Here is a 15030-nt window from a genome sequence, read left to right as displayed (position 1 = left end):
GACAGAACTCGGCGCACCGTTCGATTCGAAGAGGCGATGATCCTCGCACGGGACTCCCGCGGTTGCGCAAGCCCCCTGTTACCGATGGGTATTCATGTCCGGTTTTTCGGCTCTCGTCACACGGCGTCGGGCACGGGAAGCGGACGCTTCTCGATCGCCGCCGCCATCACGTCGGGAAACAGATCGGGTGTGCAGGCGAACGCCGGTGCGCCCAGCGCCGCGAGTGCCGACGCGTGCTCACGGTCGTAGGCCGGCGTCCCCTCGTCGGACAGGGCCAGCAGCGTCACGAACTGCACCCCCGACGCCTTCATCGCCGCTACCCGCTTCAGCATCTCGTCGCGTATGCCCCCTTCGTAGAGGTCGCTGATGAGCACGACCACGGTGTCGGCGGGCCGGGTGATCTGCAACTGGCAGTACGCGAGCGCCCGGTTGATGTCCGTACCGCCGCCGAGCTGCGTGCCGAAGAGGACGTCGACCGGGTCGTCGAGCTGGTCGGTGAGGTCGACGACGGCCGTGTCGAAGACGACGAGCCGGGTGGCGATGGACCGCATCGACGCGAGGACGGCCCCGAAGACGGACGCGTAGACGACGGACGCGGCCATCGAGCCCGACTGGTCGACGCACAGGACGACCTCCTTCCTCAGGGACTGCGAGGCGTGTCCGTGACCGATCAGCCGCTCGGGAACGACCGTGCGGTGTTCGGGCAGGTAGTGCTTCAGGTTGGCCGCGATCGTGCGGTTCCAGTCGATGTCGTGGTGGCGGGGGCGGTTGATGCGGGCGCTGCGGTCGAGGGCGCCGGAGAGCGAGGCCCGGGTGCGGGTCGCGAGCCGCTTCTCCAAGTCCTCGACGACCTTGCGCACGACGGCCCGCGCGGTCTCCTTCGTCGTCTCCGGCATGGCCTTGTTGAGGGAGAGGAGGGTGCCCACCAGGTGCACGTCGGCCTCCACCGCCTCCAGCATCTCGGGCTCCAGCAGCAGGGCGGACAACCCGAGCCGGTCGATCGCGTCCCGCTGCATGACCTGCACGACGGACGACGGGAAGTACGTCCGGATGTCCCCGAGCCAGCGCGCGACCGACGGTGCGGACGCCCCGAGCCCCGCCGAACGGTCCCGCCCCGACTGCGTCCCGCTCCCCTTCCCGTACAACGCGGTGAGCGCGCCGTCCATCGCCGCGTCCTGCCCGGCGAGCGCGTGTCCGGTGCCGTCCGCCTCGTCGCCCCCGAGCACGAGCCGCCAGCGCCGCAGCCGCTCGCCGGCCGAGGCGTTCGCACGGCGCACACCGACCGGCCGCGGTGCGTCGACCGGTCGGGGGGCGTCGACCGTCTGGTGTGCGTCCGTCGGCCGGGGCGCGCTGTCAGGTCGGGGCGCGTCGGCCGGGTCCAGCGGTACTGAGGTCATCGGTCCGCCCCCACGAGGTCGTCGGCGTCTGCGGATTCGTCGCCGTCGCTTTCATCGGCGTCGGCGTCGGCGTCGGCGGCTTCATCGGCGTCGGCGTCGGCGGCTTGATCGGCGCCGGTTTCGTCGGCGTCCGCGTCGGCGGATTCGTCGGCGCCAGTGGTTTCGTTGGTTTCGTTGTCGTCCTGCCCGAGCAGCAGGCGCAGCACCGGCAGGACGGCGTCGGCGCGCCCGGCGTCCAGCTCGGGGGCGAACCCGGGTATGCCGGAAGCGGCGGCCGCGGCGCTCCCCCGCGCCCCCGGGCCGCGCCGGACCAGCTCCCCCAGCGTCCTGCGCACCCCGGCCTCGTACGCCGAGAACGTGCGCCGCAGCAGCGGGAGCACATCGGTGAACGCCTCCGCCGGTACCCCCGTCAGCCACGCGTCGACCAATCCGAGCAGCCGCTCGTCGTGCACGAGCAGCATGCCTCCGCCGGAGCCGCCGCCGACGAACCCCTCGATCCACGCGGCCGCGTCCCCCGGCTCCGTGCCCGGCGACAGCACGAGCCCCATGAGCCGGGCGGCCTCCTCCTGTCCCAGCTCGCCGTCGTCCAGCAGCAGCCGCACGGCCCGTCCACGGAGCACACCGGGAACGGTGTCGCGGCCGGACAGCACCCGCAGCACGGAGTGCCACCGACCGCGCATCCGCGTGCCGGGCGGTCCGTCGACGGACGGTCGCACCGCGACCGTCTCTCCCAACAGTCCCGTCTCTCCCCGGAGTCCCGTCTCTCCCAGCAGTCCCACCGCGCCGTGCACCGCGTCCACGTGGCGCCGCATGTCCTCGGCGGCGTCGGCGTCGAGTGCCACGCAGGCCGGTGGGAGACCGACGAAGATCCGCTCGGCGAGGCCCGCGGCGACCTCGGTGAGAGCGTGGGTGTCCGTGCCGCGAACGTCCCCGTAGCGCAGGGCGCGGACCAGCGCGGGCAGCGCCTGTGCGAGGTGGCCGACGTCCGTGTCCAGCGCGGCCCGGTCGGCGAGGACCCGCATCACCACGGGCAGGGCGTCCGTGAGTCCGGCGAGCAGACAGCGTTCGGCGAGTGCCGTGACGTCGGCCAGGGCCGGCGAGGCGACGGCGTCCGCCTCCGCTCTGGCGGTCGCCGCGGACAGCACGGTCGTGCCCCACACCCCGGCCTCGGCGACCCGCACGGACAGCTCCGGCTCCCAGCGCAGCCGCCAGGTCTCCCGGAAGGTGCCGGTGCTGCCGCGGGATGCGGCGGCCTCGCCCCAGCCGATGCCGAGCAGCCGCAGCCGGTGCAGGAGCCGGCTCCGCCCCGCGTCGTTCTCGCCCCGCAGGTCGAGCTCCAACTCCCGCTCCAGCGGCTCCGGTTTGATCCGCAGCCTTTTCTGGAGCCGGGCGAGGTCGCGCTGGAGCGGCACCGCGGGTGCGGACCGCGGCACCTCGCCCAGCACATCGCCGACCACGAGCCGGTCGTGCACGAGCCCCAGCGGCACGTCCGAGCCCTCACACATCACGGCCCGTACGGCGTCGGTGGCCTCGGTCAGCCCGGGCAGCGGGCGGCCCCGTACGGCGGCGAGCGTGTCGGCCAGCCGCACCGCCTCGATGACGTGCGCGGAGGAGACCATCCGGTCCTCGTCGCGCAACAGCCGGGCCACCTTCGTCATCCACCGCTCGACCGGACGGTCGGGGGCGCCGAAGAGGTGCCCGTACCAGCCCGGCGAGTCGATGCCCGCGCCGTACCCGCCGGCCCGGGACAGCCGGCGGTGCGTCCACGGCACCCACGTCATGTCGGCCTTGGCCTTGGGCAGCCCCTTGAGGAGCGCCCGGTCGGCGGCGACCGTGGTTCTGCGGCGCAGCGCGGGTACGTGCCAGGCTCCGCACACCACGGCCACGTCGTCCCCGAACTCGCGCTGTGCCGCGCGTACCTGGAGCCGCATGTACGCCTCCCGCTCCGGATCGCGGTCGTGTCCGCCGCCCCCGTACGCCTCCCGCAGTGCGCCCATCGCCTCCTCCAGCACGGCGAACGGCGCGAACGGATCGGTACCGGTCCCGCTCCGGTGCTCGACCGCGTCCTCCCACCAGCGCTCGGGATCGTCGTGACCGGCTGTCTCGGCGAGCACGGCGAGCGGGTCGATCCGCACGGCGTCGCCCGCGGGTTCGGCGGGTTCGGCGGGTGACCGGGGCGGTTCCTCCTTCCCCCATGCCAGCGTGTGCGTCGCCGGCAGGTCGATGAAGCGGGCCGGGACACCGTGATCCAGCGCCCACCGGATCGCCACCCACTCCGGGGAGAACTCGGCCAGCGGCCAGAAGGCGGAGCGGCCCGGCTCGTCCACCACATGGGCCAGGAGCGCGACCGGAGGACGCATGTCAGGGTCGGCGGCGAGCGGAATGAGCGTGTCGGCCTCCGGGGGTCCCTCGATCAGGACGGTCCGGGGTGTCGCCGCGTCCAGCGCGGCCCGCACGGCACGCGCCGAGCCGGGGCCGTGGTGCCGCACCCCCAGCAGCAGCGGCCCGCCCGCCCGCGCGGGAGGCACCCGATCCGGCCCCGCCCCGACCGCGCGCCGCGTCCCCTCCCGCACACCGGGCTCCTCCGCCCCTTCCCGGACGGCGGGTTCCTCCCTCTCCGTCCCTTCTCGCAGGCCGAGTTCCTCGCTCTGCGTCCCCTCCCGCACTCCGGGGACGCGTTCCTCACCCGCCCCCTCCCGTGGTCCGGTCACGCGCTCACCTCCCGGCAGGCCCGGTAGAAGTCCTTCCAGCCCTCGCGCTCGCGGACGACCGCCTCCAGGTACTCCTGCCAGATCACCCGGTCGGCCGCCGGATCGCGGACGACGGCGCCGAGGATGCCCGCGGCCACGTCCGAGGCGCGCAGAACGCCGTCGCCGAAGTGGGCGGCCAGCGCCAGCCCGCCGGTGACGACGGAGATCGCCTCGGCGGTGGACAGCGTGCCGCTGGGCGACTTGAGTTTCGTACGCCCGTCCGCCGTCACTCCGTCGCGCAGCTCACGGAAGACGGTGACGACCCGGCGGATCTCGTCGACGCCGTCCGGGACCGACGGGAGGTCGAGCGAGCGGCCGATCTGGTCGACGCGGCGCGAGACGATGTCCACCTCGGCCTCGGCACTCTCCGGCAGCGGCAGCACCACCGTGTTGAAGCGCCGGCGCAGGGCGCTGGACAGCTCGTTCACACCGCGGTCGCGGTCGTTGGCCGTGGCGATCAGGTTGAAGCCGCGGACGGCCTGGGTCTCCTGGCCCAACTCCGGTATGGGCAGGGTCTTCTCCGACAGGATCGTGATCAGCGTGTCCTGTACGTCGGCCGGGACACGGGTCAGCTCCTCGACGCGGACCGTCATGCCCTCGGCCATGGCGCGCATGACCGGACTGGGCACGAGCGCGTCCCGGCTGGGGCCGTGCGCGAGCAGTTGCGCGTAGTTCCACCCGTAGCGGATCGCCTCCTCCGGTGTGCCGGCGGTGCCCTGCACCAGGAGGGTCGAGTCGCCGCTGACCGCCGCGGCCAGGTGCTCGGACACCCAGGTCTTCGCGGTACCGGGCACGCCGAGCAGCAGTAGGGCGCGGTCGGTGGCGAGGGTGGTGACCGCGACCTCGACGATGCGGCGCGGGCCCACGTACTTCGGTGTGATCTCCGTGCCGTCCGGCAGGGTGCCGCCCAGCAGATAGGTCGCCACCGCCCACGGCGACAGCCGCCAGCGGGCCGGGCGGGGCCGGTCGTCCTGCGCGGCCAGCGCGGCGAGTTCGGCGGCGAAGGCGTGCTCGGCGTGCGGCCGCAGCACCTCGCCCGCGGTCCCGCCGGCTCCCCCCGCGCTCCCGTCGGCGCTGTCGCCCGGGGCCGCTCCCCCGGCCTGTCCCGCCGGCGTATCGACGGACGTCGGTTCCACGGACTCGATGGACACGGTCATGGCTCGGTCCCCCCTCCTGCTCGGCCGGTTCGGATCTGGTCCCACCGTGCACCACACCACTGACAATCCGCTCTGACCTGCACGGACGCGCTCGCGAAGGTCGATTGTCAGTGGTGGGACCTACCTTCGACGACATGACTCAGCAGGGGGTGCGCTGGACGGCGGATCAGGTGCTGGCACTGGCGCCTGACGTGGCGTCACGCAGAGCGGGCAGCAAGCTCGGCACCGCCGGACCGTGGTCGGAAACAGGCAGTTCTGACGAGGGGACGCTATGGGGACTGTGCAGAGGAAGCGGCAGCACGCCTTATCGGACGGTCGTCGACATCGCGGACTCCACCGGGCCCGCGTGCACATGCAGTTGTCCGAGCCGGAAGGTCCCGTGCAAACACACGCTGGGACTGCTCCTGCTCTGGGCGGGCGAGGAGGGCACGGTGCCGCGGGGACCCGTGCCGGACTGGGCGGAGCGATGGACGGAGGGGAGAAGGGAGCGAGCGGCGGCGACTCGGACGACGGACGCGGCATCTGGGACGGCGTCACCGGCTGACCCGGAGGCGGCCCGGCGCAGGGCGGAGCGCCGGGCCGCGCGGATCACCGCCGGGGCGGGGGAGTTGGAGCGGCGGCTGGCCGACCTGCTGCGGGGCGGCCTCGCCGCGGCCGAGCAGGCGGGGTACGGGATGTGGGAGGAGACGGCGGCCCGCATGGTCGACGCGCAGGCGCCCGGACTGGCCGCGCGGGTGCGGGAGTTGGGGGCGGTCCCCGCTTCCGGGCCGGGCTGGCCCGTACGGCTGCTGGAGGAGTGCGCGCTGCTCCATCTCCTCGACCAGGGCTGGCTGCGCCGGGAGTCGCTGCCGGACGGCCTGGCCGCGACGGTCCGCTCCCGGGTCGGTCTGTCCGGCCCGGCGGGCGGCCCCCCGCTGCGGGACCGCTGGCTGGTCCTCGCCCAGTACGACACGGCGGACAGCCGGCTCACCACCCGCAGGATCTGGCTGTACGGCGCGGAGTCCGGCCGCACGGTCCGGGTCCTCTCCTACGGGGCGGCCGGCCGCGCGCCGCAGCTGACCCTGCCGGTGGGCCTGGCCTTCGAGGCGGAGGTGTCGGCGTACCCGGGCACGGGGCAGCAACGAGCGTCCCTGGGCGAGCGGTTCACCCTCCCGGCACCCACGCGCACCCGCCCGCCGGGAGTGAGCACACTCCGCGCGGCGGCCCGCTACGGCGAGGCCCTGCGGGACGATCCCTGGCTCGACGCCTGCCCGGTCACGCTGTCCCGGGTCATACCCACCCCGGACGGAGACACCTGGCAACTCGCTGACGCGGAGGGTGACTGCGCGCTCCCCCTCACGCCCTCGGCGCTCTCCGGCCCCGGGCTGTGGCGGCTGGCCGCCCTCTCCGGCGGCGCCCCCGTCACGGTCTTCGGCGAGTGCGGTCACCGTGGCTTCGCTCCGCTCACGGCCTGGCCCGAGGGCGCGGGCGAGGCGGTACGGCTGTGCTGACCCGCGACACCACGTCCACCACCGGCTTCCCCGTCCCGGGCACCGCCCGCTTTCCCCGGCTCCGTGCCTCCGTACGGAAAGGACGTTCATGAACGCGACCTCCGCCTCGACGGGTGCGCCCGTCGAGGGCTCCTGGGACGAGCTCGTCACCGTGGCGCTGCTCGGGACCGAGCGGCGTACACCGCCCGCGTGGGCGGCGGGGCGCGAGGTGCCGGTGGCCGTCCTGGACGCGGCCGCCGCGGCGACCCTGCGGCGGCGGGCCGGGATGCGGCCGGGCCGGGCGGCCGCCCGGCCCGAGCCCGCGGCGCCGGACCCGCGACACCCCCTCCCGCCCGCCGCGGCCCACCGCCTCGCGGTGCTGCTGGCCGACCGGCCCGGCACCGGAGGTGGCCGCCGGGGCGCGGCCCCCGACCTCGTGGAACTGCTGCCCCAGTGGCTCGCGCTGGCCAACACGCACGGTTTCGCGGCTCCTCCGGAAGCGCTGCCCGCACTCCTCGACGCGGCCCGGGGCCGTACGGATCTGCGGCCGGCCGCGCTGACCTTCGCCGGACCGCGCGCCCTGTGGCTGGCCCGGCTGAACCCCGACTGGCGGTTCGCCTTGCGTTCCTTGCCGGGGGGCGGCGCCGCGCTGCCCGGGCCCGACGAGCCCGAGCGTACGGAACAGCTGTGGCAGGAGGGCCTGTTCGCCGAGCGGGTCGCGCTGCTCACAGCGTTGCGGGCCCGGCGTCCGGCGACCGCGCGCGAGCTGCTCGCCACCACCTGGGGGGCGGAGCGGGCCGAGGACCGGCTGATGTTCCTCGACTCGCTGCGGTCAGGGCTGGGGCCGGCCGACGAGCCGTTCCTGGAGCGGGCGCTCACCGACCGCAGCCGCAATGTCCGGGCCACGGCCGCGGAGCTGCTGTCCGCGCTGCCCGGTTCGGCGCTGGCCGCCCGGATGGCGGCACGGGCCGGTTCGTGCGTGGCCGTCGACCGCACGCAGGGGACGCCCTCGATCGTCGTCGAGGCGCCGCACGAGTGCGACGCGAGCATGGAGCGGGACGGTGTTGTACCGAAAGCTCCGGCGGGACGAGGGGAACGGTCGTGGTGGCTGGGCCAGTTGGTCGAAGCAGCGCCGCTCGGGACATGGCCGCGGCGGCTGGGGGGACGCACACCGGAGGAGATCGTCGCGCTTCCCGTGGCGGACGACTGGCGGAACGAACTGCACGCCGCGTGGTCCCGGGCGGCGGTACGGCAGCGGGACCCCGGGTGGTCCCGGGCGCTCCTCGGCGCGCCCTCCGCGCCGGAGGCCGGCGGACCGGGGGCGGTGTCGCTGGCGGAGCGTTCGAAGCTGCTCGCCACGCTGGGTCCGGCCGAACGGGCCGAGTGGGTGGCGGGGTTCATCGCCACGCACGGCTTGTCCGAGGCGTTCCAGCTGCTGGGGGTCTGTGCGGTGCCGTGGGCGGGGCCCCTGGGGCGTGCGGTGGTCGACGCGCTCGACATCGCACGCGACGCGGGGAGTTATCCATGGAGCTTCAGTGGGGTGATGGGGCTGGCAGAGCGGTGCCTGGATCCGCTCGAGGCCGGTCGGCTCGACGCGCTCACGGCGATTCCCGACGAGACGGAGAACGCGGCGCCGGGGGCCGGCGGCTACTGGGCCGAGGCCTTCCAGCGCCTCGTCACCACGTTGCGGCTGCGCGCGGAGATGACCGCGGAGCTGGCGGTGCCGGAACCCGAGCGGGCTCCGACAATGCCATGAACACCGGGGCCGGGGCCCCCAGCGCCCCGGCAGGGGCGCGGGGAACTGCGCGGCCGGCCCCACCCACCCGCGGACAACGACCCCCCACCCGGGGACGGTCAAGGGCGACCAGGGCAGAAACCCGCACGGCCCGCCCCTCGCCGGCCAGGCGCTACGCTCCCGCGGGCTGCCGTACGTTCGCCCGTACCCACTCCACGATCGACCCGGTCGTCGCACCCGGCGTGAAGATCTCGGCGACACCCTTCTCCTTGAGCGGAGCGATGTCCGCCTCCGGGATGATCCCGCCGCCGAAGACCTTGATGTCCTCCGCGTCACGCTCCTTGAGGAGATCGATCACGGCGGCGAACAGGGTGTTGTGCGCGCCGGAGAGGATGGAGAGACCGATCGCGTCGGCGTCCTCCTGGATCGCGGTGTCGACGATCTGCTCGGGGGTCTGATGGAGCCCGGTGTAGATGACCTCCATACCGGCGTCGCGCAGCGCCCGCGCGATCACCTTGGCCCCCCGATCGTGGCCGTCGAGCCCCGGCTTGGCCACCACCACGCGGATCGGACCGGCTGCCACACCCATCACTGCCTCCATGAACGGACCACAACGACCCGTACCGACACGTATCGAACATTCCGCCGCTCGCCGCACGGGACGCACCTCTGCGGCACAGGCGCCCCGCACCGCACCGGCCGGGGAAGTGAACGAACGTTATCGTCAGATCCGTGCAAACCGCAGTTTCCCGCTGAAGAGCGAGGGGGAAATCACACGGTGGGACACATTCGCCGCGCATCGCTCCGCGCTTCAGCGGCACACGCGCCGCAGGAACCTGCGTCGCGCGGGCCACGACCGGAGCCTGCGCAAGGAGAGCCGCCAGCAGGTGGCGGCACCGGCACCGCGCCGACGAGGCGCGACGACGGTGCGGCACACCGGCGGGAGCACGACGGCAGGGATTCCCGCCGCGCCACCGGCGCACCACGCGTCGCGAACGCACCGTCGGCCTCCGCCACCCCGGCTTTCCACAAGGGCACACGGGGGACAGAGCGGTCCCTTCGCGTGTCGACTGGAGGTCGGCCATGAAGGTCACCGGGACAGAGTCGCCCGTTCTCCCGCTCCGTCAGCGCCTGTTGCCAGGCAGGCTGACAGGCCTCTCGGTGGCCCTGCTGAAGGCGACGGCTCTGGAGATCGCGATCCTCGCCGGGCACCTCCTCCTCTATCCCTCCGGCATCGTCCAGGAGCGCCGCACCTCTCCCGCGCCCGCCCCGTCCGACGCCACCCGGCTGCCCACCGAGACCAAGCCCCCGGTCGTCCTGCTGCACGGCTTCATCGACAACCGCTCGGTCTTCGTCCTGCTGCGCCGCAACCTCGCGCAGCACGGCAGGCAGCACATCGAATCGCTCAACTACTCACCGCTGACGTACGACATCCGCACCGCGGCGGAGCTGCTCGGCCGGCACATAGAGGACATCTGCGAGCGCACGGGGCGCGACCAGGTGGACATCGTCGGACACAGCCTCGGCGGACTGATCGCGCGCTACTACGTGCAGCGCCTCGGCGGCGACCTGCGGGTCCGCACGCTGGTCACGCTCGGCACACCGCACTCGGGCACCCGGGTCGTCCCGCTGATGAACGCACACCCGATCGTCCGTCAGATGCGCCCGGGTTCCGAAGTGATCAAGGAGTTGCGCGAGCCCGCGCCCGACTGCCGCACGCGTTTCGTGAGTTTCTGGAGCGACCTCGACCATCTGATGGACCCGCTGGAGACCGCCGCCATCGACCACCCCGACCTGCTCGCACAGAGCGTCCAGGTGAGCGGTATCGGGCATCTCGCCCTGCCGGTCCACCCCGCCGTCGCCACCGGGATACGCCAGGCGCTCGACAGCGAGGAGACGGCCGTCCGCACCTCCGCCGCGGAGGCCGTGGCCGAAGCCGGTGGCCTCACCGTGGCGTGACGCCGTCCTGTCCGACCCTCGCCCGGGCCCTCTCCGACCGTCAGGAGAGGGCCCGGGCGAGGGTCGGACAGGAGTCGGACACGGGCCAGAAGGCGCCACAATTTCGAACGTTCATCGAACGCCAGGCCAAGCCCGTGCCCGCACTCCCCCGAAAGACGGCCGAATGCCCGTTTCCTGAGAGGAGGAAACCTGCCGAAGATTGTCGCGCCCGCATACCGCCGGGTACAGTCGCCGCACTGCTCTGCCAGCCCCTGTTGTCGAGGCGAAAGAGAAGTTGGTGAACGACCGTCACCCGTCGGGGACCGTGACCCCCCCGGCTCCGGCTTCCGATGCCGCCTCGGCGCACTACGCGTCGTACGCCGGCCAGGAAGTCCAGTACGGCGACTTCACCATGCACGACGGCTACAACGGAACCGGCGCCTACGCGACCGCGAGTTTCGAGACCGACCCCCTCTTCGGCGACATGTCGGGCGGCGACGGCACGGGTTCGTACGACGCGACGCAGTGGAACACCGGCGGCCACCAGACACCGTCCTACGACCCGTACGCCGCGCAGCACCAGACCGCGTACGACACCGGCGGCTACGACACCACCGCCTGGGCGACCGGCTACCAGCAGCTCGCCGACATCCCCGCGCAGCATCCGGGCCCCGACGCCACGGGCCAGTGGGACGCGGCCGCCTGGCTCCAGGCCGAGCAGGCCGGCCAGACGCAGCAGTGGAGCGCCCCCACCCAGGAGACGGGCGCTTACGACGCCACGCAGTGGAACACCGTCGGGGAACACGACCCGTACGAGGCCTACGAGCACCCCCAGCAGGGCGAGTCGCACGAGCACCGCGCCGCCGACCCGTACGAACACCAGGTCGCGGCGGAGTCCTACGAGCACCAGGCCGCGGCGGACCCGTACGAACACCAGCCCTCCGCCGACCCGTACGAGCAGCAGGCCGATCCCGAGCCCTTCGACCAGCAGGCCACCGCCACCTTCGAGCAACTGCCGGACGCGTACGACTTCGAGGACGCCGATCCCGCGCACGAGACGCCGCTGCTCGACGACATGGAAGAGGTCACTCCGGCCCCCCGTGCCGCGAACCGGCCGGCCTCCCGCTCCCGTCGCCGCTCCCCGGCCAAGCGTTCCGCGCTGCTCACCGTCGCCGTGCCCTCGGCCTGCGTGATGGGCGTCGCCGGTATCGCCGCCGCCTCCGTGGGCACCATGGGCGGGGACGACACCAAGAACACGACGGCCAGCGCGTCCGACGCGACCGCGGTGAAGCCGTCCACCGCCAACAACAAGCTGGACACCCAGCTCCAGAGCCTGTCCGCGGGTGCGGACGACTTCGCCGACCGGGCCAGCCGGACCCAGGAACGCATCGACCTCAAGGCCCAGCAGGCCGCCGAGCGGCAGAAGGCGGTGGCCGAGGCGGCCCGCAAGGAGCGGCTGCGGCCCAAGTTCGTCCTGCCGGTCACGCAGAAAGGACTCAGCGCCTACTTCGGTCAGGCGGGGGTCAACTGGATGTCCGTGCACACGGGCATCGACTTCCCCGTGTCGTACGGCACGACGGTGATGGCCGCGACGGACGGAACCCTACGGACGCAGTGGAACAGCGCGTACGGGAACATGGCCATCCTCACCGCGAAGGACGGCACGGAGACCTGGTACTGCCACCTCTCCAGCTACACGGTGCCGTCGGGCACCGTCGTGAAGGCCGGTGACCAGATCGCGTTCTCCGGGAACTCCGGGAACTCGACCGGCCCGCACCTGCACTTCGAGGTCCGGCCCGCGGGCGGTTCGGCCATCGACCCCCTGCCGTGGCTGCGCAGCCACGGCCTGGACCCGACGTGAGCACCACCGCAACCCACTCGCCGTGACCCGCTCGTCGTGATCCAGCTCCTGGGCCCGCGACCGGACGAGAACCCCCGCCCGGCCCCGAACCCCGTGGGCTAGAGCTTCTCCACCGGCGCGTACCGCAGCAGCAGCCGCTTCGGCTTGGGCTCTCCGAAGTCGACCGTGGCCTCCGCGTTCGCCCCCATGCCCTTCACGCCGACCACCGTGCCGAGCCCGAACTGGTCGTGGGTGACGCGGTCGCCCACCGCCAGCGAGACGACCGGCTTCTCGGAGGCCCCGCGGCGCGTCGCGAAACCGGAGGCCCCGGACGCCGCGGACCGCGAGCGCGAGGACGACAGCGAGGCCGCCACCCCCGAGACGGGCCCCGAGGACACCGGAGCCGTCGCGCCCGTGCGCTTCCACTCCAGATGCGTGTCCGGGATCTCCTCCAAGAAGCGGGAGGGCGGGTTGTACGAGGGCTGGCCCCACGCGCTGCGCATGGACGAGCGGGTGAGATAGAGCCGCTCCCGCGCGCGCGTGATGCCGACGTACGCGAGCCGCCGCTCCTCCTCCAGCTCCTTGACCTGCCCCAGCGCACGCATGTGCGGGAAGACCCCGTCCTCCATGCCGGTGAGGAACACGACCGGGAACTCCAGGCCCTTGGCGGTGTGCAGGGTCATCAGGGTGATGACGCCGTTGCCGTCGTCCTCGTCGGGGATCTGGTCGGAGTCGGCGACGAGCGCGACCCGCTCCAGGAACTCGGAGAGCCCGCCGGCCGCCCCGGCCGCTCCAGCCCCGCCGGCCGCTCCAGCCTCGTCGGCCGCCGCGGTCCCGGCAGCCGCTCCGGCACCGTCCTCGCCCCCACCGGACTCCTGCTCGAACTCCAGCGCCACGGCCGCGAGTTCCTGAAGGTTCTCGATGCGGGTCTCGTCCTGCGGGTCGGTGGAGGCCTGGAGCTCGGCGAGATAGCCGGTGCGCTCGAGGACCGCCTCCAGGACCGTCGCCGGGCCCGCGCCGGACTCGACGATCGTACGGAGGTCCTCCATGAGCGTGTTGAACCGCTTCACGGCGTTCGTCGAGCGCGCCGCCATGCCGTACGCCTCGTCGACGCGGCGCAGAGCCTGCGGGAAGCTGATCCTCTCCCGCTGCGAGAGGGCGTCGATCATCGCCTCGGCGCGGTCGCCGATCCCTCGCTTGGGGACGTTCAGGATCCGGCGCAGCGGGACGGAGTCCTCGGGGTTGGACAGGACCCGCAGGTAGGCCAGGACGTCCCGGACCTCCTTGCGCTCGTAGAAGCGGACACCGCCGACGACCTTGTAGGGCAGGCCGACGCGGATGAAGATCTCCTCGAAGACACGGGACTGGGCGTTCGTCCGGTAGAAGACCGCGACGTCGCCCGCCTTCGCCTCGCCCGCGTCGGTGAGACGGTCTATCTCGTCGGCGACGAACTGTGCCTCGTCGTGCTCGGTGTCGGCGACGTAGCCCGTGATGTTCGACCCCGCGCCCGCGTTGGTCCACAGGTTCTTGGGGCGGCGCGACTCGTTGCGCTCGATGACCGCGTTGGCCGCGCTGAGGATCGTCTGGGTGGAGCGGTAGTTCTGCTCCAGGAGGATCGTCGTCGCGTCCGGGTAGTCCTCCTCGAACTGGAGGATGTTGCGGATGGTCGCACCGCGGAAGGCGTAGATCGACTGGTCGGCGTCGCCCACGACGCACAGCTCGGCGGGCCCGAGGTCGCCCTCGGCCGGCGGCACGTCCTCGGGACGATCGCCGCTCGCCGGTCCCACGAGCTCCCTGACCAGGGCGTACTGCGCGTGGTTCGTGTCCTGGTACTCGTCGACCAGGACGTGGCGGAAGCGGCGGCGGTAGTGCTCGGCGACGTCCGGGAAGGCGCGGAGCAGGTTGACCGTCGTCATGATCAGGTCGTCGAAGTCGAGCGCGTTGGCCTCGCGCAGCCGCGACTGGTACATCGCGTAGGCCTGGGCGAGGGTCTTCTCGAAGCCGTCCGCCGCCTGGCCGGCGAAGTCCTCCTCGTCGATCAGCTCGTTCTTCAGGTTGGAGATCTTGGCGCTGAACGACTTCGGCGGGAAACGCTTCGGGTCGAGGTCCAGGTCACGGCAGACCAGGGCCATCAGGCGTTTGCTGTCGGCGGCGTCGTAGATCGAGAAGGAGGATGTGAAGCCGAGCCTCTTCGACTCGCGGCGCAGGATGCGCACGCACGCGCTGTGGAAGGTCATCACCCACATGGCGTTGGCGCGCGGGCCCACGAGCTGCTCGACGCGCTCCTTCATCTCGCCCGCGGCCTTGTTCGTGAAGGTGATCGCGAGGATCTGGCCGGGGTGGACATGGCGCTCGCCCAGCAGGTGCGCGATCCGGTGCGTGAGCACCCGGGTCTTGCCGGAGCCGGCGCCGGCCACGATGAGCAGCGGGGAGCCGGAGTGCACCACGGCCGCGCGCTGGTTCTCGTTCAGCCCGTCCAGCAGGGCCGCCGGGTCGACGGCGGGCCGGTGGGCGCCGTCGCGGTAGTACGCGTCGCGGTCCGGGGGCACGTCGAAGCGGCCGCCGAACAGGTCGTCCGGAAGCGGCTCCGCCGCCTCGTCCTCGGGCGGCGGCGGGGACTCTTCCTCATGGGCCCCGGAAGGCCTGAGGTCCGCCAGGAAGCTGTCATCAAAGAGGCTGCTCATCGCTCTCCGAGTCTAGGCGGCCGCACTGACAACCCGCCGCCACCCCGGAAACTGGGCCGG

At 73.0% G+C, this 15030-nt stretch carries 9 protein-coding genes; 4 read left to right on the top strand and 5 right to left on the bottom strand.

Annotation, left to right across the window (positions count from 1 at the left end; translation table 11 throughout):
* Positions 1-116 precede the first annotated feature (116 nt).
* From OHB41_RS28240 to OHB41_RS28230, 3 genes are all read right to left on the bottom strand, one after another.
* Positions 117-1397: a vWA domain-containing protein gene (locus tag OHB41_RS28240; protein WP_266700921.1), complete on the bottom strand. Its 1281-nt coding sequence runs from the start codon at positions 1395-1397 to the stop codon at positions 117-119.
* Positions 1394-3925: a DUF5682 family protein gene (locus OHB41_RS28235; RefSeq protein ID WP_266706188.1), complete on the bottom strand. Its 2532-nt coding sequence runs from the start codon at positions 3923-3925 to the stop codon at positions 1394-1396. Before OHB41_RS28235 ends, OHB41_RS28240 begins: the two co-directional genes overlap by 4 nt.
* Positions 3926-4104: 179 nt before the next feature.
* Positions 4105-5304: an ATP-binding protein gene (locus OHB41_RS28230; protein ID WP_266700920.1), complete on the bottom strand. Its 1200-nt coding sequence runs from the start codon at positions 5302-5304 to the stop codon at positions 4105-4107.
* A 134-nt stretch (positions 5305-5438) separates the two neighbouring features.
* Here OHB41_RS28230 and OHB41_RS28225 point away from each other — a divergent pair, with 134 nt between their 5' ends.
* On the top strand, positions 5439-6794 hold the full coding sequence (locus OHB41_RS28225) for an SWIM zinc finger family protein (protein WP_266700919.1): 1356 nt from the start codon (positions 5439-5441) through the stop codon (positions 6792-6794).
* Positions 6795-6882: 88 nt separating this feature from the next.
* The gene (locus OHB41_RS28220; protein WP_266700918.1) at positions 6883-8529 is read left to right on the top strand and encodes a DUF5691 domain-containing protein; all 1647 of its coding nucleotides are present in this window, start codon (positions 6883-6885) and stop codon (positions 8527-8529) included.
* A gap of 151 nt (positions 8530-8680) precedes the next feature.
* On the opposite strand, the gene icmB is transcribed toward OHB41_RS28220, so the two are convergent.
* Positions 8681-9097 carry a coenzyme B12-dependent isobutyryl CoA mutase small subunit gene (gene icmB / locus OHB41_RS28215; protein WP_099942951.1) on the bottom strand — a complete coding sequence of 139 codons (417 nt, stop codon included), beginning with the start codon at positions 9095-9097 and terminating at the stop codon, positions 8681-8683.
* 494 nt (positions 9098-9591) lie between these two features.
* Here icmB and OHB41_RS28210 point away from each other — a divergent pair, with 494 nt between their 5' ends.
* Both OHB41_RS28210 and OHB41_RS28205 read left to right on the top strand, forming a co-directional pair.
* A complete protein-coding gene (locus OHB41_RS28210; protein WP_266700917.1) occupies positions 9592-10467 on the top strand; it encodes an esterase/lipase family protein in 876 nt (291 codons plus the stop codon).
* 277 nt (positions 10468-10744) lie between these two features.
* Positions 10745-12307: a peptidoglycan DD-metalloendopeptidase family protein gene (locus tag OHB41_RS28205; protein ID WP_266700916.1), complete on the top strand. Its 1563-nt coding sequence runs from the start codon at positions 10745-10747 to the stop codon at positions 12305-12307.
* A gap of 98 nt (positions 12308-12405) precedes the next feature.
* On the opposite strand, the gene pcrA is transcribed toward OHB41_RS28205, so the two are convergent.
* A complete protein-coding gene (pcrA, locus tag OHB41_RS28200) occupies positions 12406-14970 on the bottom strand; it encodes a DNA helicase PcrA (protein WP_266700915.1) in 2565 nt (854 codons plus the stop codon).
* Positions 14971-15030 lie beyond the last annotated feature (60 nt).

This window comes from Streptomyces sp. NBC_01571, from assembly GCF_026339875.1.
Classification (GTDB): Bacteria; Actinomycetota; Actinomycetes; order Streptomycetales; family Streptomycetaceae; genus Streptomyces.
This window is presented reverse-complemented; position numbering and strand designations above follow the sequence as displayed.